Below are 18016 nucleotides of genomic sequence, written 5' to 3'. Positions count from 1 at the left end.
CGGCAGATCTTAGCGCGTGGCTCGCCGCCCGCGCCCCGTAGCTCACTTCTTCCAGAACATCGGCGTCAGCAGCACCAGCACGGTCAGGATCTCCAGCCGGCCCATCAGCATGCCCAGGCACAGCAGCCACTTGGCGGCATCCGGCAGGCTAGAGAAGTTGCCGGCCGGGCCGATCACCTCGCCCAGCCCCGGACCGACGTTGGCCACCGCGGTGGCCGCGCCGGACAGCGCGGTGACCAGGTCGAGCCCCAGTGCCGCCAACGCCAGCGCCAGCCCCGCCACGGTCAGAAAGAAGAAGAACGAGAACGCCACCACGCCGCGCACGATCTCGTCGTTGAGCAGGCTGGCATTGTAGCGCTGGGCGAACACCCCGTTGCTGTGGACCAGAAAGCGCAGCTGGTTGCGCAGCATCAACAGCGCGATCTGGAAGCGAAAGATCTTCATTCCGCCACTGGTCGAACCGCTGCAACCGCCGACGAAGGTCAGATAGAAGAACGCGACGATCGCCAGCGGCCCCCACAGCGTGTAATCGTCCGCGGCATAGCCGGTGGTGGTGACCACCGAAATCACGTTGAAGGCCGCCTGGGTCAGCGCCTCGAAGGCCGGCGTACCGCCCACCACGCGATAGGCCGTCAGCAGGGCAATCGCCAGGCCCAGCAGCAGCAGCATGCCGCGCACCTGCTGGTCGCACCACATGGCCGAAGGCGCGCCGCGCAGGCTGCGTATGTAAAGCACGAAAGGCAGCGCCCCGCTGAGCATGAACAGCGAGCCCAGCCACAGGATCAGCGGCCGGTCGGCATAGGCGCCGAACGAGGCATCCGAATTGGCGAAACCGCCGGTGGACAGCGAGGTCATGCCCAACACCACCGCATCCAGCGGCAGCATGCCGGCCAGCCAGTAGCTCACCACGGCCACCCCGGTCAGCCCCAGGTAGACGCCCATGGTCGCCTTGGCGATCCCGCCGGTGCGCGGCATCACCTTGTCCGACCAGTCGGAGGACTCGGTATGGAACAGCCGCATGCCGCCGACCTTGAGGAACGGCAGGATGGCGATCGCCATGACGATGATGCCGATACCGCCCAGCCACTGCATCATGCCCCGCCACAGCTTGAGCCCGTCGGACAGCCGCTCGATGCCCACCAGCACCGTCGAGCCGGTGGTGGTGATCGCCGAGACCGATTCGAAGACCGCATCGGTGAACGACAGTTGCGGCGCGCCGAGGACCAGCGGCAGGCTGGCAAACCCGCTGACCGACACCCAGCTCAGCGTGGTCAACACGAACATCTGGCGGGGCTTGAGCTCGATCTCGGTACGCCAGGTCATCAACAGCGAAAAGGCGATCGCGGCCAGAACGATCGCCAGCGACAGCGAAAAGGCCCGGGCGTCGGCGTCGCCCTCGGCGATCAGAACCAGCCACGGCATCACCATGAAAGCCGCCAGCACCAGCCAGAGCATGGCCAGCACCTTTAGCACCGGCGCCCACGTTGCGGTCGAAAGCCGTACTGCGGCGATCGAAGCCATTTACGATAGTCCCCCTGCGTCCACGACCTTGCGTCCTCGTCTACAGGCCGCAACTATAGCGCATTAATTTCTTACATTCGCGGACCTAGCAAGATGCCAACCGCCTCTACCCAGCAGCAGCAGAACGCCCGCCTCGCCCATCGCGTCACCGTGGTCGGCGGCCTACTCGATGCCGGGCTGGGCGTCGCCAAGATCGTCGTCGGACTGGCCGCCGGCTCCGCGGCGCTGATCGCCGATGGCATCCACTCGTTCTCCGACCTGATGACCGACATCTTCGTCCTGGTCGCCACCCATTTCGGCCGCCAGGAACCCGACCATGATCACCCCTACGGTCACGGGCGGATCGAAACGCTGGGCACGCTGCTGCTCGGCAGCGTTCTGCTGTTCGTCGCCGGCGGCATCGCCTGGGCCAGCCTCAGCCGGCTGCTGGAGGGCGTGACGGCCCCGCCGGCCGGGGCGCTGGCCATCGGCCTGGCGGTGGTCGCGCTGATCGCCAAGGAGTGGATCTTCCGCTACACCCTGCGCGCGGCGCGGCGCATCCGCTCGCGGCTGCTCGAGGCCAACGCCTGGCATTCGCGCAGCGATGCGTTGTCCACCGCCGCGGTACTCGTCGGGTTGATCGGCAGCCAACTCGGCGCCGGCTGGCTGGACGCCGTCGCCGCGGTCATCGTCGGCGTGCTGGTCGGCAAGATCGGGCTCACCCTGCTATGGGATGCCGGCAAGGAGCTCATCGACACCGCCCTGCCCGAGGCCGATCAACAGCGCATGCACGACCTCGCGCTGACCGTGCCCGGCGTGTACGACATCCACCAGCTGCGCACCCGTACCGTCGCCGAGCAGGTGCTGCTCGACCTGCACCTGGTGGTGGGCCCGCGCCTGACCGTCTCGGAAGCCCACGAGATCGGCAACGAAGTGTGCCGCGAGCTGTACCGCGCCTACCCGCGGCTCACCGACATCACCTTCCATATCGACCCTCAGGACGATTCCCACGACGAGGTGCCCGACCGACCGCTGACCCTGCCGCTGCGCGGCGACGTCGAGCACGAACTGGCCCGCGTGTGGGGGGACCTGCCCTGCTGGCAGCGGCGCATCGCGCTGGACCTGCACTATCTCGACGACCGCATCGACGTCTCGCTCTACACCGCCGAGGATGCCGCCCGCCCCGACCTCGACCGTCAGGCCGTGCGGCTGCGCGAAGCCGCCGCCACGCTACCCTGGCTGGGCCGGCTGCGGCTCTGGCAGGGCCCCGGCCGCGGTTGAGCGAGGGAAACGGGAGATGGAAGGAGGCGGAATGTGGAAGGGAGATAAAGCCGGGTAGGCGATCAGGCCCCCTCACCCCGCTTCGGCGCGACGCGTCACTGCTGATCCTCGTAACGCAGCTCGATCTGCGCCTTGTCGACCTGCTGCTGATAACGCATCAGCCGCCGGTCGGCCAGCTTGCTGCGCGCCACCTCGGGCAGCCTGGCGATGTCCAGCGTGCCGCTCTCGATCAGCGCCTCGATCAGATCCTCGAGCACGCGGATGAACTGCTGGTCGGATTCGTGCCACTCCGTCCGGGCGCCGCACTCCTCGGCCAGGAACGCGCGCCACTCCTTGGCATCGGCTGCCAGGTATTCGGTACAGTCGGGCGTCAGATGCCGGCTGACCAGTTCTATCTCGCCCTTGGCATTACGCTTGACGTACATGGGTTTCCTCTAGGTATCCGGCCCGTGGGCGCTTGTGGGCGCCAGAGCGACGGCCGTCGACGTCTCGCTCGTCGTTCTACACGCGAAGCCGTGCTGTAGCCATCATGCGCCCTGCACACAGCCCTTGCATTCGCGGCAGGCCCGCAGCCCGCAGCCCGCAGCCCGCAGCCCGCAGCCCGCAGCCCGCAGCCCGCAGCCCGCAGCCCGCAGCCCGACGAAAAGTGTAAGCCAACAAGCCTGCCCAGGTAACAAAAAATTACACAAGGCGTGAAAAATTCGCCGCCCGCCGCCGTTACGCCGCCGCGAGCCCGCTGACGCGCGCGCCACGGCCATGCTATCGTTCAGCCAGTCGAAACGATTCGTGGAGGGCAGACCATGGCCAGCTCGGAAATGCAGAAGGTACGCGTGATCAACGAATTGCGCGCATTCATCAAGAAGCTGCTGCAGGACCCGCAGATACTCGAGCAATCGCTGACCGTCGCCCGCAAGCACCTGGGGGAAGGCGGCGACCGCGAAGCGATGGCGCGGATCGCCAACGAGATATCGGACACCACCAGCGTGCATATCTCCGACGACCCCACGGAGTTCTCCGAGGCCGATCGGCTGTATCTGGAGTTGTTGAAGGAAGTGGTAAGCGAGGAGAAGGCTTTGTACTAGCCAAAAGGTGGCTTTAAAGTTGAAGACCGGCCAAAGAGCCGGCCTTCAAAAAAGACACCTTAAAAATCAACCACCGCCACTATTTTGCTGTGAAACAAAATTACGACAGTTTTGCGGTACGTAGGGCTCTAATGCCGCAGCAGATACATTACAGTCCCAAGAAATAGAGCCATTGTTCACTGTAGGGGTGTATGTTAACGAGTTATCATCCACACTACTATTACCAGTGCCTTGTAGAGCAATAGTGATTACAGCATTATTACCCACTGTAATACTTTCTACATACTCAGTAGCATAATTACTAGCAGAATCCAAGCCTGCCTTACTATTATTTGTACAATCTGCCGTACCGCCACTAGAAGCAATACACTCGGAAACTGCAGTTTTGGCGGCCCCACCTGCTACTACAGCTTCGCTGACCTCTGACCGAGTTACATAATCCTGATACCGCGGAATCGCGATCGCCGCCAGAATGCCGATAATCGCCACCACGATCATCAGTTCGATCAGGGTAAAACCGCCCTGACGTCGTGCCGCCTGAAATTTTGCCTGATTCATCCTTCGTGCTCCCCTTGAAGCCTTGGCCTCGCCTTGTGTTACTGAACGTATCCCCGAGTACCGCCGTGTATGTATACCAGCCACATCGTCGCGACGCCACCACACGGGTCATGCATTAGCATGAGGCGCTCGTTTCAACGCTCTCCCTCCGGGCCGAGGCCGCTCTGACGCGTGCTCACGGGCCGGCCCTTCCGCCCGCGTTGCCCAGCATACGCGGCACGCCGGCGGGGCCATGCCTCGAAAAGCGCCGGCTTGTGCCGGCTATTGCGCGTCAAACGCCGGTTTGAGGTAAGGTAGAAATACCAGGTAGCCCATACCGGCGCCGCTGCTTCCACTGCTGTCGCGTTCGCTGCTTTCCTGCCGCGCGCACGCACCAAAGAGGCCGACGATCCAGCCATGTCCTCCTACCAGCCTCCTCACGCTGCCGGCCCGGGCGCCGGGGACCGTTCACCACTGGCGCGGGTCGCGCAGAACGCCGCCGGCGACGGGCTGCGCGGCCTGTCGCGGCGGCTGCTCGCCGAGGGGCTGGTCGACGCGGCGACGCTCCACCAGGCCGAGCAGGAGGCCAGCCGTCTCGAAACCTCGCTGCTCAAGCACATCATCGCCGGCGGCCTGGTAACCGCCCGCGAGGCGACCCAGGCCGCGGCCCACGAATACGGCCTGCCGATCGTCGATCTCGACGCGCTGCGCAAGGAGACCCTGCCGCCGCATCGCGACATGCCGGACCAGGTGCTGCGCCGCCACTGCATCCTGCCGCTGCTCCAGGTGGGCCATCGGCTGACCGTGGCGGTGCCCTACCCCTCGTCGCTGGCGATGCTCGACGAGCTGCAGTTCGCCACCGGGCTCTCGGTCGAGGGCGTGCTGGCGGCGATCGACCAGCTCGAACCGGCGGTGGAGCGCTACCTGGCCCAGGCCGACGCCGACAACATGCTCGAGGCGCTCGACGACGAGGAGGGCCTCGACGGGCTGGAGTACGGCAGCGTCGGCACCCTGGACGACGAGGACGACGAGGGCCCCAATATCAGCGCCTCGAGCGACGACGCGCCGGTGGTCAAGTACGTCAACAAGATCCTCCTCGACGCCATCCGCCGCGGCGCCTCGGACATTCACTTCGAACCCTACGAGACGAGCTACCGGATTCGCCTGCGCATCGATGGCGTCCTGCTCGAGATCGCCCGGCCGCCGTTCAGCATGCGCACGCGCATCGCCGCGCGACTCAAGGTGATGGCCCGGCTGGACATCTCCGAGCGCCGCCTGCCGCAGGACGGCGCGATCAAGCTCAAGCTGTCCAAGAACCGCTCGATCGATTTCCGTGTCAACTCGCTGCCCACCGTGTATGGCGAGAAGATCGTGCTGCGTATCCTCGACTCCGCCTCGGCGAGGATGGGCATCGACGCGCTGGGTTTCACGCCGACCCAGAAGGCGATCTACGAGCGCGCCCTCGGCCAGCCCCAGGGCATGATCCTGGTGACCGGCCCCACCGGCAGCGGCAAGACGGTGACGCTGTATACCGGGCTCAACATTCTCAACACCGACGAGCGCAACATCTCCACCGCCGAGGACCCGGTCGAGATCAAGATGCCGGGTATCAACCAGGTCAACGTGCTGCCCAAGATCGGCCTGGACTTCGCCTCGGCGCTGCGGGCCTTCCTGCGTCAGGACCCCGACGTGGTGATGGTCGGCGAGATCCGCGATCTGGAGACCGCCGAGATCGCCGTCAAGGCTTCGCAGACCGGCCACCTGGTGCTCTCGACGCTGCATACCAACTCGGCGGCGGAAACCCTGACCCGCCTGCGCAACATGGGCATCGCGCCGTTCAACATCGCCAGCTCGGTGTCGCTGATCATCGCCCAGCGCCTGGCCCGCAAGCTGTGCAGCCATTGCAAGAAGCCCGCCGACATCCCCCGCGAGGCGCTGCACGAGGCGGGCTTCAGCGATGACCAGCTCGACGGCGCGACGCTCTACCAGCCGGTGGGCTGCAACCAGTGCACGCTGGGCTACCAGGGGCGGCTGGGGATCTACGAGGTGGTGCCGATCCGCGCCAGGATCGGCCGGCTGATCATGCAGGAAGCCAATGCCATGGACATCGACGAGGCCGCGCGCCAGGAGGGCTACCCCGACCTGCGCCGCAGCGGCCTGCAGAAGGTCCTCGAGGGCCTGACCAGCCTCGAGGAGGTCAATCGCGTCACCAAGGACTGAAGCGCCCCGCAGAGGGCGCCTATCGAGCCCGCACCGGCTCGGCCGAACATACTGAACGTGAACGCACGGGCGCCGCCGACGGCGCAGGGAACCGACAATGGCTACTACCTCAAGCACCGCCGCCAAGCGCCCGCGAGCACGCGACGGACGCATAAAATCCCAGCTCTATCGCTGGCGCTGGAAGGGCAAGAACAGCCGCGGCCTGGTGGTCGACGGCGAGATCGTCGCGGCCGTGCGTGGCGAGGTCGAACGCGAGCTCGCCAAGCAGGGGGTGATCGTCTCGAGCATCCGCAGGAAGAGCAGCCTGCTGGGCGGCTCGGGGCGCATCAAGGCCCGCGACGTGATGCTGTTCTCGCGCCAGATGGCGACCATGATCCGCGCCGGGGTCCCGGTGCTGCAGGCCTTCAACGTGGTCACCGAGAGCCTCAAGAACCCGGCGATGCGCAACCTGGTGCAGAAGCTCGCCGACGAGGTGGCCGCCGGCTCCAGCTTCTCCGACGCGCTGCGCCAGCATCCGCGACACTTCGACCGGCTGTTCGTCAACATGGTCGACGCCGGCGAGCAGTCCGGCGCGCTGGACCGCATGCTCGAGCGCGTGGCGACCTACAAGGAAAAGGTCGAGTCGCTCAAATCGCGGGTGCGCAAGGCGCTGTATTATCCGGTCGCGGTCCTCGCCGTGGGCGTCGGCGTCACCGCGCTGCTGCTGATCAAGGTGGTTCCGCAGTTCGAGAGCCTGTTCGCCGGCTTCGGCGCCGAATTGCCGGCGATGACGCGCATGACCATCGGCCTATCGGAGTTTGCCCAGGCCTACTGGCTGCCGGGGCTGGCGATCCTCGTCGCGGCGATCGTCGGCCTCGTCCAGGGCACCAGGCGCTCGCCGGAATTCGCCTACCGGGTGCACAAGCTGGCACTCAAGCTGCCGGTGATCGGCGACATCCTCGACAAGTCGGCGGTGGCGCGCTATTCGCGCACCCTGGCGACCACCTTCTCGGCCGGCGTGCCGCTGGTCGAGTCGCTGGAGACCGCCTCCGGGGCGACCGGCAATTACGTCTACGAACGTGCCATCCTGCGCATCCGCGACGATGTCTCCAACGGCCAGCAGCTGCACTTCGCGATGCGCACCGGCAGCCTGTTCCCGACGCTGGCGGTGCAGATGGTCAGCATCGGCGAGGAAGCCGGCTCGATGGACACCATGCTCAACAAGGTCGCCGACTTCTACGAGGAGGAGGTCGACAACAAGGTCGACGCCCTCACCTCGCTGCTCGAGCCGTTCATCATCGTGGTGCTGGGGGTGCTGGTCGGCGGACTGGTGGTGTCGATGTACCTGCCGATCTTCGAGTTAGGAAATGCCATTTAGAGAAAAGAGGGTTTTGTGGGAGGGAACTTGTTCCCGATGGGTTCGGGTCGTTTATCGCGAATAAGTTCGCTCCCCACCAGGTCTAGGCAGCTTGCGTAACATAGTGGCGGCTGCCCAGGTCCAACGCCTGTGGTACCTTCACGCCTCGCAACATCGCCTCGCCGATCGTCAATCTGGTCAATCCAAAAGGAGCGCCTCTTGCCGGCCGATTTCCCGCCTCTGCTGTTATGGCCGCTGGTCGCGGTGCTGGGCCTGTGCCTGGGCTCGTTCGTCAACGTGGTGATAGCCCGGCTGCCGCCGATGCTGATGCGCCAGTGGCACGAGGAAGCCCGCGCCGCGCTTCAGATGGACGTCGATCCGGAAGTCGCCGAGCTGCCGCGGGTCAACCTGGTCACCCCGGGCTCGCACTGCCCGCACTGCGCCGCCAGGATCGCCTGGCACGACAACATACCGCTGCTCGGCTATCTCAAGCGCCGGGGACGTTGCGCGCACTGCAGTCAGCCGATCAGCGCGCGCTATCCGCTGATCGAACTGGCCGGCGGCGTGCTGGCGGTGGCGGTGGTCGCCCTGCATGGCGCCACCCTGGCCAGCCTGGCGCTGATCGGCGCCTGCCTGGCCCTGCTCGCGCTGGCGGTGATCGACCTGCGCACCCAGCTGCTGCCGGACGTGCTGACCCTGCCACTGCTCTGGGCCGGGCTGCTCTATCAACTGTGCTTCCAGCCCTGGCAGCTGTCCAACGCGGTGATCGGCGCCGTGGCCGGCTACCTGGTGCTGTGGGCCTTCTACTGGCTGTTCAGGTTGATTACCGGCAAGGAGGGCATGGGCTACGGCGATTTCAAGCTGCTCGCCGCGCTGGGTGCCTGGCTGGGCTGGCCGATGCTGCCGCTGCTGCTGATCCTCTCCGCCGGGGTCGGCGCGGTCGTCGGCTCGATCGCGCAGCTGACGATTCCCCGGCTGCGCGGCATGCCGCTGCCCTTCGGGCCCTTCCTGGCCCTGGCCGGCTGGATCGCGCTGCTCTACGGAGCGCCGCTGATGGCGGCCTATCGGTCGCTGTTGCTAGGCTGACATTGCTGGCTATAGACGGCCTGGACGCAGCACCGGCCATGCAGGATGCTTCCAGGTGTTTCTCAAGTCATAAGGGATTGCCCGTGAACCGCCCCCTGACCATCGGCGTGACCGGCGGCATCGCCTCCGGCAAGAGTGCCGTCGCCCGGGCCTTCGCCGCCCACGACGTGCCCTGGATCGACGCCGACGACGTGGCCCGCGAGATCGTCGAGCCCGGCGAGCCGGCGCTGGCCGAGATCGCCGCGCACTTCGGCAATGAGGTGCTCGACGCCGACGGCCGGCTCGACCGGCGCCGGCTGCGCGCCATCGTCTTCGCCGACGCCGACGAACGCGCCTGGCTGGAGTCGGTGACCCATCCGCGGGTCCGCGAGCGCCTGCTGACGCACCTCGAGCGCATGCGCGAAAGCGGCGCGCCCTATCACCTGCTGGTCTCGCCGCTGCTGTTCGAGTCGGGCCAGCATCGGCTGGTCGACAGGTGCCTGGTGGTCGACGTGCCCCAGGCGCTGCAGCTCGCCCGCACCACGTCCCGCGACGGCGTCGACGACGCCCAGGCCCGTGCCATCGTCGCCGCCCAGATGCCCCGCGACGAGCGCCTGGCCAGGGCCGACGACGTGATCGACAATGGCGGCGACTTCGATGCCCTCGCCGCCCAGGTGGCACGGCTCGATGCCCGGTATCGCGCAATCGCCGCTACCCCCACCCGCCAAACCGGTGACCCATCATGACCCAGGATTCAAGCAACGACGCCTCTCACGACGACACGGCAAGCAATCGCCCGCTGCAGGTCGCCTGTCCGCAATGCCGCAAGAGTGTCGAATGGAGCAGCGACAACCCCTATCGGCCCTTCTGTTCCAAGCGCTGCCGGCTGATCGATCTCGGCGCCTGGGCCGACGAATCGCACCGCATCGCCGGCGAACCGGCGATGGACGAGGCCGACCTGGATGCGTTGATCGACAAGCTGGAGCGCGGCGGACAGCAGTGAGGCCGGAAACGCAGGGAGCGCCTCATGGGGCGCTCCTTGCATTCCAGAGCGGCGTGTCGCTCAGATCACGAACAGATCCATGAACCGATCGACGGCGGTGCTTTCGAGTCGCGCCTGATCCTTGCACAGTTCGAAGATCCGCTCGCTGCGCCCGGCCGGGAAACGCGTCGCCAGGTTGGCCCTGAACTTGGCCTCGAGCAGCGGAATGCCCTCCTCGCGGCGCCGGCGATGGCCGACGGGATACTCGATGGCGATCCGCTCGGTCTTGCTGCCGTCGGTGAAGAACACCTGGATGGCGTTGGCGATCGAGCGCTTGTCGGCTTCCATGTATTCGCGGCTGTAGCGCGCGTCCTCCTCGATCACCATCTTGGCGCGCAGCTCGTCGATGATCGGGTTGTCGCGATGGAAGCTGTCCTCGTAGTGCTCGGCGACCAGGTTGCCGAACGCCAGCGGCACCGCGGTCATGTACTGCAGGCAGTGATCGCGGTCGGCCGGGTTGGCCAGTTCGCCGACCTTGGAGATGATGCGGATCGCCGACTCGTGGGTGGTGATGACGATCCTGTCGATCTCGCCGAGCCGGTCCTTGACCTGGGGATGCAGCCGCACCGCCGCCTCGCAGGCGGTCTGCGAGTGGAATTCGGCGGGAAAGGAGATCTTGAACAGCACGTTCTCCATCACGTAGCTGCCGTACTCCTGCGACACGCTGAACCGCCGCTGGCCCTCGGGCTTGATCTGCTGGTCCTTGTTGGTCTTGGCGAACAGCACGTCGTAGAAGCCCCACTGAGGCGCGCTGAGCACGCCCGGGATGCCCATCTCGCCGCGCATGGCGATATCCGCCAGGCGCACCGCCCGCGAGGTGGCGTCGCCCGCCGCCCACGACTTGCGCGAACCGGCATTGGGGGCATGGCGATAGGTGCGCAGCGACTGGCCATCGACGAAGGCGTGCGACAGCGCCGCGAGCAGCTGTTCGCGGTCGGCGCCCATCAGCTTGGCGACCACCGCGGTGGAAGCGACCTTGACCAATACCACATGGTCGAGCCCGACGCGGTTGAAGGAGTTCTCCAGCGCCAGCACGCCCTGGATCTCGTGGGCCATGATCATCGCCTCGAGCACGTCGCGCATGGTCAGCGGCGCCGCGCCCCGGGCCACGCGCTGCTGCGAGAGATGATCGGCGACGGCCAGGATCGCCCCCAGATTATCCGACGGGTGACCCCACTCGGCGGCCAGCCAGGTGTCGTTGTAGTCCAGCCAGCGGATGATCGCGCCGATGTCCCAGGCCGCCTTGACCGGGTCGAGGCGCAGTTGGGTGCCCGGCACCCGGGCGCCATGCGGCACCACGGTGCCCTCCACCAGCGGCCCGAGGTGCTTGGTGCACTCGGGAAAGCGCAGCGCCAGCAGGCCGCAGCCCAGGGTGTCCATCAGGCAGTTGCGGGCGGTATCCAGCGCTTCCTGGCTGTCGATGCGATAGCCGAGCACGTAATCGGCGATCTGCTGCAGTTCGGGATCGTAATCGGGGCGTTGATTCTGTTCGACGTTGGCACTCATGGCGTTTCCTTGGATTCGTTATTCACCGGGCTCGAAGCTCGAAGCTCGAAGCTCGAAGCTCGAAGCTCGAAGCTCGAAATCAGATTATTGGTGCTGCTCGATCGGTACCCACTCCTGCTTTTCCGGCCCGGTGCTCTTTATCGCGCCCGACCCCGCGCGCCACCGTGCCGGAAAGGCATATGTCAATGGCGTTTCTCGATCGGCACCCATTCCTGCTTTTCCGGCCCGGTGTAGTCCGCGTTGGGGCGGATGATGCGGTTGTTCTCGCGCTGCTCGAAGACATGGGCGCACCAGCCGGTCAGCCGCGAACAGACGAAGATCGGGGTGAACAGCTTGGTGGGGATGCCCATGAAGTGATAGGCGCTGGCGTGGAAGAAGTCGGCGTTGCAGAACAGCTTCTTCTCGCGCCACATGACGGCCTCGACACGCTCGGATACCGGATAGAGGCGCGTATCGCCGACATCCTCGGAGAGCTTCTTGGACCACTGCTTGATGATCGCGTTGCGCGGGTCGGACTCGCGATAGATGGCGTGGCCGAAGCCCATGATCTTGTCGCGGCGGGAGAGCATGCCGAGGATCTCGCGCTCGGCCTCATCGGGGCCCTGCCAGTCTTCGATCATGTCCATCGCCGCCTCGTTGGCGCCGCCATGCAACGGCCCGCGCAACGAGCCGATCGCCCCGGTCACGCAGCTGTGGATGTCCGACAGCGTCGAGGCGCAGACCCGGGCTGTGAACGTCGAGGCATTGAACTCGTGCTCGGCGTAGAGGATCAGCGAGACGTTCATCACCCGCGCGTGCAGCTCGGAGGCCGGCTTGCCGTGCAGCAGGTGCAGGAAATGGCCGCCGACTGATTCGTCGTCGGTCTCGGTGTCGATGCGCACGCCGTCGTGGGAGTAGCGATACCAGTAGTTGATGATCGAAGGAAACGCCGCGAGCATGCGGTCGGACTGGTCCTGCTGCTCGGCGAAGCTCTGCTCGGTCTCGAGGTTGCCGAGCATCGAGGCGCCGGTGCGCATCACGTCCATCGGGTGAGCGTCGGCGGGGATCTGCTCGAGCACCGCCTTGAGCGCATCGGGCAGGCCACGCAGGGTCTTGAGCCTGGCGACGTAGGCGTCGAGCTCGGCCCGGTTCGGCAGCTTGCCCTTGAGCAGCAGGTACGCGACCTCCTCGAAGCGCGCATGCTCGGCCAGGTCGTGAATATCGTAACCGCGGTAGGTCAGGCCCGAGCCCTCCTTGCCGACGGTGCATAGCGCGGTGCTGCCGGCGCTCTGGCCACGCAGGCCAGCGCTGTTGGGCGTCTTCTCTGCCATGACGTGTCTCCTTGGCGTGGATTGTTAGCTTCGCCGCTTATGTTTAGATAACGGCGCCGGGGACAAGGCGGAGCGAGGGTCTTTTGCCATGGCCGGAAAGTGTTTCCTTCCATTCCGGCATTCCCGCCATCCATGGCGGTCAGATAGCAAAGGTAGCTTCCAGGGAAGGATTTACAGCGCCCTCGCGATGGTCCGACACTTCGGGGCTTATCGCCGGCAAGCCGTACCAGTCTTCATTTCTCCTGATCGAACAGCTCGTCGAGCTTGCGCTCGAAGACGTGATAGTCGAGGAAATCGTAGAGTTCGTCGCGGGTCTGCATCAGTTCGACAACGTCGTGCTGATGGCCCTGCTCGTGGATGCTGCGATAGACCTTGAGCGCGGCGGCGTTCATGGCGCGAAACGCCGACAGCGGATAGAGCACCATCCGGCAGCCCACCTCGCCCAGCTCGGACTGGGTGAACAGCGGCGTGGCGCCGAATTCGGTGATATTGGCCAGAATCGGCGCATCGACGCCCTCGCAGAAGGCGCGATAGTCGTCGAGTGTGTGCACCGCCTCGGCGAAGACCGCATCGGCGCCGGCCTCGACGCAGGCGTTGGCGCGGGCCACGGCGGCCTCGAGCCCCTCCTTCTGGAAGGCGTCGGTGCGTGCGATCAGGTAGAAGTCGGGATCGAGCCGGGCATCGGCCGCGGCCTTGATGCGGTCGACCATCTCCTGCTGCGAGACGATCGCCTTGTTGGGTCGATGGCCGCAGCGCTTCTGCGCCACCTGGTCCTCGATGTGCACCGCCGCCACCCCGGCGCGGCCCATCTCCTTGACGGTGCGGGCGATGTTGAAGGCGCCGCCCCAGCCGGTATCGATGTCGACCAGCAGCGGCACCTCGGTGGCGCCGGTGATTCGATGGGCATCCTCGACCACGTCGTTCATGGTGGTCATGCCCAGATCGGGCAGGCCGAACGAGGCGTTGGCGACACCACCGCCGGAGAGGTAGATCGCCGGATGGCCGACCTTGTCGGCCATCAGCGCGGTGTAGGCGTTGACGGTGCCGACGATGGGCAGCGGCCGACGGGCCTCGAGCGCGGCGCGAAAACGCGCCCCGGGGGTCAGGCGGGTCATGACGATCTCCTCTGGATGGGGGTCACGGTCGTCGCGGCTTCCTCCTCGAGGACCGCGGCATAGCGTTGCGCGACGTTCTCGCGGGAGGCGCTGACGTGACGGCGCATCAGCAGCTCGGCGAGCTCCTCGTCGCCGGCCTCGATAGCGTCGACGATGCGGTGGTGCTCGACGAACGCCCGCTGCGGCCGTGCGCCGCTGGCGCTGAACTGGGTGCGGTACAGCCGCACCAGATAGTAGAGGTCGTCGCACAGCAGCGTCATCAGCATGCGGTTGTGGCTGCCGAGCACGATGCGATAGTGGAAGTCGAGATCGCCCTCGCGCTGGTAGTAGGCCTCGCCGCGCGACAGGTCGGTCTGGCGCTCGTGGACCGCCAGCACCTCGCGTAGCCCGGCGATCTCCTCGGCGCTCATGTGGCGGGCGGCGAGCCGCGCGGCCATGCTCTCCATCGCCTCGCGCACGTCGAACAGCTCGAGCAGTTCCCTCATCGACAGCTTGACCACCCGCGCGCCGACGTGCGGCACCCGTTCGATCAGACGATGGGTCTCGAGGCGGCGCATCGCCTCGCGCAGCGGCCCGCGCGAGATACCGTAGGCGGTGGCGAGCCCCGGCTCGGTGATCTTGGTGCCCGGGGCCAACTCGCCACGCACGATGGCGTCCTGTAGCTGGTTGAAGACCCGCTCGGCAAGCGTGCGGACTTCGGGTACGTCGCTGTCTTGCATGGTTCTGCTTACCATTGTCGACAATCGATGGGAGTAAGCACTCTAGCCAGCGGTCGTCAGCCCGTCAATCCCGCGCCGAAATAAATCGCTACGCCTTTTGGCTAGCCGCAGGCAAGGTTTTCCGGACCGGTTGTCGACAATCTTTCAGCAAGCTGACCGATGCGCGACCAGCAGCTCGCCGATGCGCCGCGGCTTCTGGAACGGCAGCGAATGATCGGTCCCCGGCACCTCGGCGAAGCACCAGTCGTCCCGGGTGCCGTCGAGCGCGGCATGGTAGCGCTTCATGGCTTCGAGGCTGTTGCCGCCGACCAGGCTGAGCACATTGCGCTGAGCGGCGAGCAGCGCCTCGCGATCGAACTGATGGACCGCCCGGGTCACGCAGTCCAGGGCATTGGCGAAGCCCAGCGGGCGCCGTGCCAGCCGACGATGAGAGAGCCGTTCGGCACGCGGATTGCGGGTCCGGTGGGGAGCGATCAGGTCGAGGAATGCACCGATTCCGGCGCCGGGGTCGGCGGCGTCACGCAGGTGCCGGGCGGCCTCGGCGTAATCCCGGCGCACCTCGACCATGGCGGCATGATCGGCCCGCTCGAGCAGCGCCGGCTCGAGCAGGCCCAGGCCGTCGATACGCTCGCCCAGGCACTGCTTGAGGCGCATCGCCACCAGCCCGCCGAACGAATAGCCGACCACCGTCAGGCGCTCGGCGCCCTGCGCGTCGAGCAGCGCCAGCACGTCGCCGACCACCGCATCGAGCTCGAAGGGTCGCTCGCCGTGATCGGGGTCGTGGGTCTGGCCCATGCCGCGCAAGTCGGGGATCAGCAGGGTCCGCCAGGCGTCCAGGTAACCGACCATCGCGCCCCAGGTCAGCTCGCCGGCCACGCCCGCGCCATGCAGCAGCAGCAGCGTGCCGCGCCCACGGCCATCGACGCGCTCGAGGCGGCGCCAGGCGCAGTGCTGGTCGGGGCGGCGCAGCACGCCCTGGTGCAGCACGAAGTCGGCATGCATGGAAAGCCCTCACCTGCGGATCCTGAACGAGGCGCCATTATCGCCACGCCGCCCGGCGTCGACAAACGCCCACTCGCGATAACCGACTGATAGAATGGACCGCTCCTTCAGCGTGCGGCTTTCAGGCAATGACCTCCCGACTCGACATCGTCCCGCTGCCCTACCATGGCGACCCGACACGGCGTTTTGCCGTGCTGCACCCGCGCCCCGGCGCCGTGCTGCTGGATAGCGGCCGCCCCGATGCGCCCGGCGGACGCTACGACATCCTGGCCAGCGATCCGCTGGCGGTGATGGAGATCGACGCCGATGGCGGCATTCATTGCGACCCGCCCGTGACGCTGCCCGAGGCGCCGTTCGCCGCCCAGCAGGCACTGCTCGACAGCCTCGACCTCGCTGTGCCGGACAGCGAACTGCCGTTTCTCGGCGGGCTGATCGGCTACTGGAGCTACGAACTCAACCGCCAGCTCGAGCCGCTGCCCGGTCACGCCCGGGCCGTCGACACCCTGCCGCTGTGCCGCCTGGGACTGTACGACTGGGCGGTGATCGAGGATCACCACGCCCGGCAGGCCTGGCTGGTCGCCACGCCCGAGCGCCGCGCCCAGGTGCTTGCCTGGCTGGCCGCTGCGCCCGCCATGGAGGACGACTTCCAGCTGCGCGAGGCGTTCGCCGCCGAGCTCGATCGGGCCGCCTATGGCCGGCGCTTCCGCCGGGTCCAGCACTACATCCATGCCGGCGACTGCTACCAGATCAATCTCGCCCAGCGTTTCAGCGCGGCTTATTCCGGCAGCACCTGGCAGGCCTACCGACGCCTGCGCCGTGCCACGCCCACGCCGTTCGCCGGCTACCTGGCCTGGGACGACAAGGCCGTGCTGTCGCTGTCGCCGGAACGCTTTCTGGCGGTCCGCGACGGCCGGGTCGAGGCCCGCCCGATCAAGGGTACCCGCGCGCGCGGCGCGACCCCCGCCGAGGACCGCGCCCTGGCCGACGACCTGCAGGCCAGCGCCAAGGATCGCGCCGAGAACGTGATGATCGTCGATCTGCTGCGCAACGACCTGGGTCGGGTATGTCGGCCGGGCAGCGTGCGGGTGCCGCAGCTCTGCGGCCTGGAAAGCTACGCCAACGTGCATCATCTGGTCAGCGTGGTCCGCGGCGAACTGGCCACCGGCCGCACCCCGCTCGACCTGCTGGCCGCCGCCTTTCCCGGCGGCTCGATCACCGGCGCGCCCAAGGTGCGGGCGATGCAGATCATCGACGAGCTCGAGCCCAGCCGGCGCAGCCTGTACTGCGGCAGCCTCGGCTATGTCGACGTGCGCGGCCACATGGATACCTCGATCGCCATTCGCAGTCTGGTCGCCGACGCCGGAAGACTGCACATCTGGGGCGGCGGCGGGCTGGTCGCCGACTCCGACGAGGAGGAGGAGTACCAGGAGACGCTGGCCAAGATCGAACGGCTGATGGAGGCACTCGGCGCATCCCACCGGAGCTAGCTCATCGAGTTCTAACTGAACACCGCAACCTTCGGTTCGGCTATATAAGGTTCGAACCAAACGGTATTGGGGAAGCGGCTCGAGGCTCTGCTAACGTGGGGGCATTCGGGGAGGACCTCCATCGATTCCAGGAGACGGCATGAACCTGAACATCGACGCGATCAACGAACAGCTGGGCCACGACCCGCAAGAGCTGACGCGCTGGGCGCTGAGTCTCGACAAGCGCGCCATCTGCACCACCAACTTCCGGCCCTTCGAAGCGGTGATCCTGCACATGGCGACCCAGGTGCAACCGGACATCCCCGTGGTGTGGATGGATTCCGGTTACAACACCGAGGCGACCTACCGCTTCGCCGACGAAGTCGCCAGGCGGCTGTCGCTGAACCTGACGATCTACCATCCGCGCCGCTCGCGGGCCCATCGCGAAGCCGTCGACGGGCCGCTGCCGGATATCGATGATCCGCGTCACGCCGCCTTCACCGAAGAGGTCAAGCTCGAGCCGTTCGCGCGTGCGCTGCGCGAGATGGACCCGCAGGTCTGGCTCACCGCGCTGCGCGCCGAGGACACCGCCGAGCGTTCGCAGATGCAGCCAGTCTCGGTCAACGCCGCCGGGCTGATCAAGGTCGCGCCGGTACTGCACTGGACCGCCAAGGACATGTACCAGTACCTGCAACGCCATGACCTGCCCAACAACTTCGACTACTTCGACCCCACCAAGGTCGAGGACAAGCGCGAGTGCGGCCTGCACCTGCAACACTGAACGCCCCGCCCCTCACGCACTGAAAAAAACCGCCGCGGCGGTTTTTTCATGGCC

At 66.5% G+C, this 18016-nt stretch carries 17 protein-coding genes; 9 read left to right on the top strand and 8 right to left on the bottom strand.

What is annotated here, in order from left to right:
* Nucleotides 1-42: 42 nt before the first annotated feature.
* The gene (locus HR9077_RS04820; RefSeq protein WP_136065693.1) at nt 43-1521 is read right to left on the bottom strand and encodes a TrkH family potassium uptake protein; all 1479 of its coding nucleotides are present in this window, start codon (nt 1519-1521) and stop codon (nt 43-45) included.
* 93 nt (nt 1522-1614) lie between these two features.
* Here HR9077_RS04820 and HR9077_RS04815 point away from each other — a divergent pair, with 93 nt between their 5' ends.
* A complete protein-coding gene (locus tag HR9077_RS04815) occupies nt 1615-2781 on the top strand; it encodes a cation diffusion facilitator family transporter (protein ID WP_136065691.1) in 1167 nt (388 codons plus the stop codon).
* 95 nt (nt 2782-2876) lie between these two features.
* On the opposite strand, the gene HR9077_RS04810 is transcribed toward HR9077_RS04815, so the two are convergent.
* Nucleotides 2877-3206, bottom strand: a complete 330-nt coding sequence (locus HR9077_RS04810) for a tryptophan synthase subunit beta like protein (protein WP_136065689.1) — start codon at nt 3204-3206, stop codon at nt 2877-2879.
* Nucleotides 3207-3581: 375 nt separating this feature from the next.
* On the opposite strand from HR9077_RS04810, the gene HR9077_RS04805 reads away from it, so the two are divergent.
* A complete protein-coding gene (locus HR9077_RS04805; protein WP_136065687.1) occupies nt 3582-3863 on the top strand; it encodes a hypothetical protein in 282 nt (93 codons plus the stop codon).
* A 66-nt stretch (nt 3864-3929) separates the two neighbouring features.
* Here HR9077_RS04805 and HR9077_RS22315 read toward each other — a convergent pair whose 3' ends face one another.
* Nucleotides 3930-4421, bottom strand: coding sequence for a pilin (locus tag HR9077_RS22315; RefSeq protein ID WP_136065685.1), 492 nt, complete (start codon nt 4419-4421; stop codon nt 3930-3932).
* A 396-nt stretch (nt 4422-4817) separates the two neighbouring features.
* On the opposite strand from HR9077_RS22315, the gene pilB reads away from it, so the two are divergent.
* The 5 genes from pilB (at nt 4818) to yacG (ending at nt 10024) form a co-directional block, all read left to right on the top strand.
* The gene (gene pilB, locus HR9077_RS04795; protein ID WP_136065683.1) at nt 4818-6620 is read left to right on the top strand and encodes a type IV-A pilus assembly ATPase PilB; all 1803 of its coding nucleotides are present in this window, start codon (nt 4818-4820) and stop codon (nt 6618-6620) included.
* A gap of 97 nt (nt 6621-6717) precedes the next feature.
* Entirely contained in the window at nt 6718-7977 is a 1260-nt protein-coding gene (locus HR9077_RS04790; RefSeq protein WP_136065681.1) for a type II secretion system F family protein, read from the top strand.
* 198 nt (nt 7978-8175) lie between these two features.
* Nucleotides 8176-9042 (top strand): prepilin peptidase, encoded by an 867-nt coding sequence (locus HR9077_RS04785; protein WP_244613030.1) that lies wholly within the window; start codon nt 8176-8178, stop codon nt 9040-9042.
* Between the two features lie 95 nt (nt 9043-9137).
* Nucleotides 9138-9767, top strand: a complete 630-nt coding sequence (coaE, locus tag HR9077_RS04780) for a dephospho-CoA kinase (protein WP_244613035.1) — start codon at nt 9138-9140, stop codon at nt 9765-9767.
* Complete coding sequence (gene yacG / locus HR9077_RS04775) at nt 9764-10024, top strand: DNA gyrase inhibitor YacG (protein ID WP_136065677.1); 261 nt, start codon at nt 9764-9766, stop codon at nt 10022-10024. The genes coaE and yacG overlap by 4 nt, the downstream gene beginning before the upstream one ends.
* A gap of 60 nt (nt 10025-10084) precedes the next feature.
* Here the strand turns inward: yacG and prpD are convergent, their stop codons facing one another.
* The 5 genes from prpD to HR9077_RS04750 all read right to left on the bottom strand — a co-directional run bounded on the left by prpD (nt 10085) and on the right by HR9077_RS04750 (nt 15715).
* Entirely contained in the window at nt 10085-11569 is a 1485-nt protein-coding gene (gene prpD, locus HR9077_RS04770) for a 2-methylcitrate dehydratase (RefSeq protein ID WP_136065675.1), read from the bottom strand.
* A gap of 182 nt (nt 11570-11751) precedes the next feature.
* A complete protein-coding gene (gene prpC, locus HR9077_RS04765; RefSeq protein ID WP_136065673.1) occupies nt 11752-12879 on the bottom strand; it encodes a bifunctional 2-methylcitrate synthase/citrate synthase in 1128 nt (375 codons plus the stop codon).
* Nucleotides 12880-13112: 233 nt separating this feature from the next.
* A complete protein-coding gene (gene prpB / locus HR9077_RS04760) occupies nt 13113-13994 on the bottom strand; it encodes a methylisocitrate lyase (RefSeq protein ID WP_136065671.1) in 882 nt (293 codons plus the stop codon).
* Nucleotides 13991-14713, bottom strand: coding sequence for a GntR family transcriptional regulator (locus HR9077_RS04755; protein WP_136065669.1), 723 nt, complete (start codon nt 14711-14713; stop codon nt 13991-13993). Before HR9077_RS04755 ends, prpB begins: the two co-directional genes overlap by 4 nt.
* 144 nt (nt 14714-14857) lie before the next feature.
* Complete coding sequence (locus HR9077_RS04750) at nt 14858-15715, bottom strand: alpha/beta fold hydrolase (RefSeq protein ID WP_136065667.1); 858 nt, start codon at nt 15713-15715, stop codon at nt 14858-14860.
* Nucleotides 15716-15843: 128 nt separating this feature from the next.
* On the opposite strand from HR9077_RS04750, the gene pabB reads away from it, so the two are divergent.
* Both pabB and HR9077_RS04740 read left to right on the top strand, forming a co-directional pair.
* Nucleotides 15844-17202 carry an aminodeoxychorismate synthase component I gene (gene pabB, locus HR9077_RS04745; RefSeq protein WP_136065665.1) on the top strand — a complete coding sequence of 453 codons (1359 nt, stop codon included), beginning with the start codon at nt 15844-15846 and terminating at the stop codon, nt 17200-17202.
* Nucleotides 17203-17341: 139 nt separating this feature from the next.
* Nucleotides 17342-17962, top strand: a complete 621-nt coding sequence (locus tag HR9077_RS04740) for a phosphoadenosine phosphosulfate reductase domain-containing protein (protein WP_136065663.1) — start codon at nt 17342-17344, stop codon at nt 17960-17962.
* Nucleotides 17963-18016: the final 54 nt, after the last annotated feature.

This window comes from Modicisalibacter radicis (assembly GCF_900961225.1).
Classification (GTDB): Bacteria; Pseudomonadota; Gammaproteobacteria; order Pseudomonadales; family Halomonadaceae; genus Modicisalibacter.
Note: the sequence above shows the minus strand (reverse complement) of the source record. Positions and strands in the feature narration are given on the sequence as shown.

Bases quoted from the DNA above. Each gene is read 5' to 3' on its own strand.
- HR9077_RS04820 (WP_136065693.1), bottom strand. From the start codon at position 1,521: ATGGCTTCGATCGCCGCAGTACGGCTTTCGACCGCAACGTGGGCGCCG.
- HR9077_RS04815 (WP_136065691.1), top strand. From the start codon at position 1,615: ATGCCAACCGCCTCTACCCAGCAGCAGCAGAACGCCCGCCTCGCCCAT.
- HR9077_RS04810 (WP_136065689.1), bottom strand. From the start codon at position 3,206: ATGTACGTCAAGCGTAATGCCAAGGGCGAGATAGAACTGGTCAGCCGG.
- HR9077_RS04805 (WP_136065687.1), top strand. From the start codon at position 3,582: ATGGCCAGCTCGGAAATGCAGAAGGTACGCGTGATCAACGAATTGCGC.
- HR9077_RS22315 (WP_136065685.1), bottom strand. From the start codon at position 4,421: ATGAATCAGGCAAAATTTCAGGCGGCACGACGTCAGGGCGGTTTTACC.
- pilB (WP_136065683.1), top strand. From the start codon at position 4,818: ATGTCCTCCTACCAGCCTCCTCACGCTGCCGGCCCGGGCGCCGGGGAC.
- HR9077_RS04790 (WP_136065681.1), top strand. From the start codon at position 6,718: ATGGCTACTACCTCAAGCACCGCCGCCAAGCGCCCGCGAGCACGCGAC.
- yacG (WP_136065677.1), top strand. From the start codon at position 9,764: ATGACCCAGGATTCAAGCAACGACGCCTCTCACGACGACACGGCAAGC.
- prpD (WP_136065675.1), bottom strand. From the start codon at position 11,569: ATGAGTGCCAACGTCGAACAGAATCAACGCCCCGATTACGATCCCGAA.
- prpC (WP_136065673.1), bottom strand. From the start codon at position 12,879: ATGGCAGAGAAGACGCCCAACAGCGCTGGCCTGCGTGGCCAGAGCGCC.
- prpB (WP_136065671.1), bottom strand. From the start codon at position 13,994: ATGACCCGCCTGACCCCCGGGGCGCGTTTTCGCGCCGCGCTCGAGGCC.
- HR9077_RS04755 (WP_136065669.1), bottom strand. From the start codon at position 14,713: ATGCAAGACAGCGACGTACCCGAAGTCCGCACGCTTGCCGAGCGGGTC.
- HR9077_RS04750 (WP_136065667.1), bottom strand. From the start codon at position 15,715: ATGCATGCCGACTTCGTGCTGCACCAGGGCGTGCTGCGCCGCCCCGAC.
- pabB (WP_136065665.1), top strand. From the start codon at position 15,844: ATGACCTCCCGACTCGACATCGTCCCGCTGCCCTACCATGGCGACCCG.
- HR9077_RS04740 (WP_136065663.1), top strand. From the start codon at position 17,342: ATGAACCTGAACATCGACGCGATCAACGAACAGCTGGGCCACGACCCG.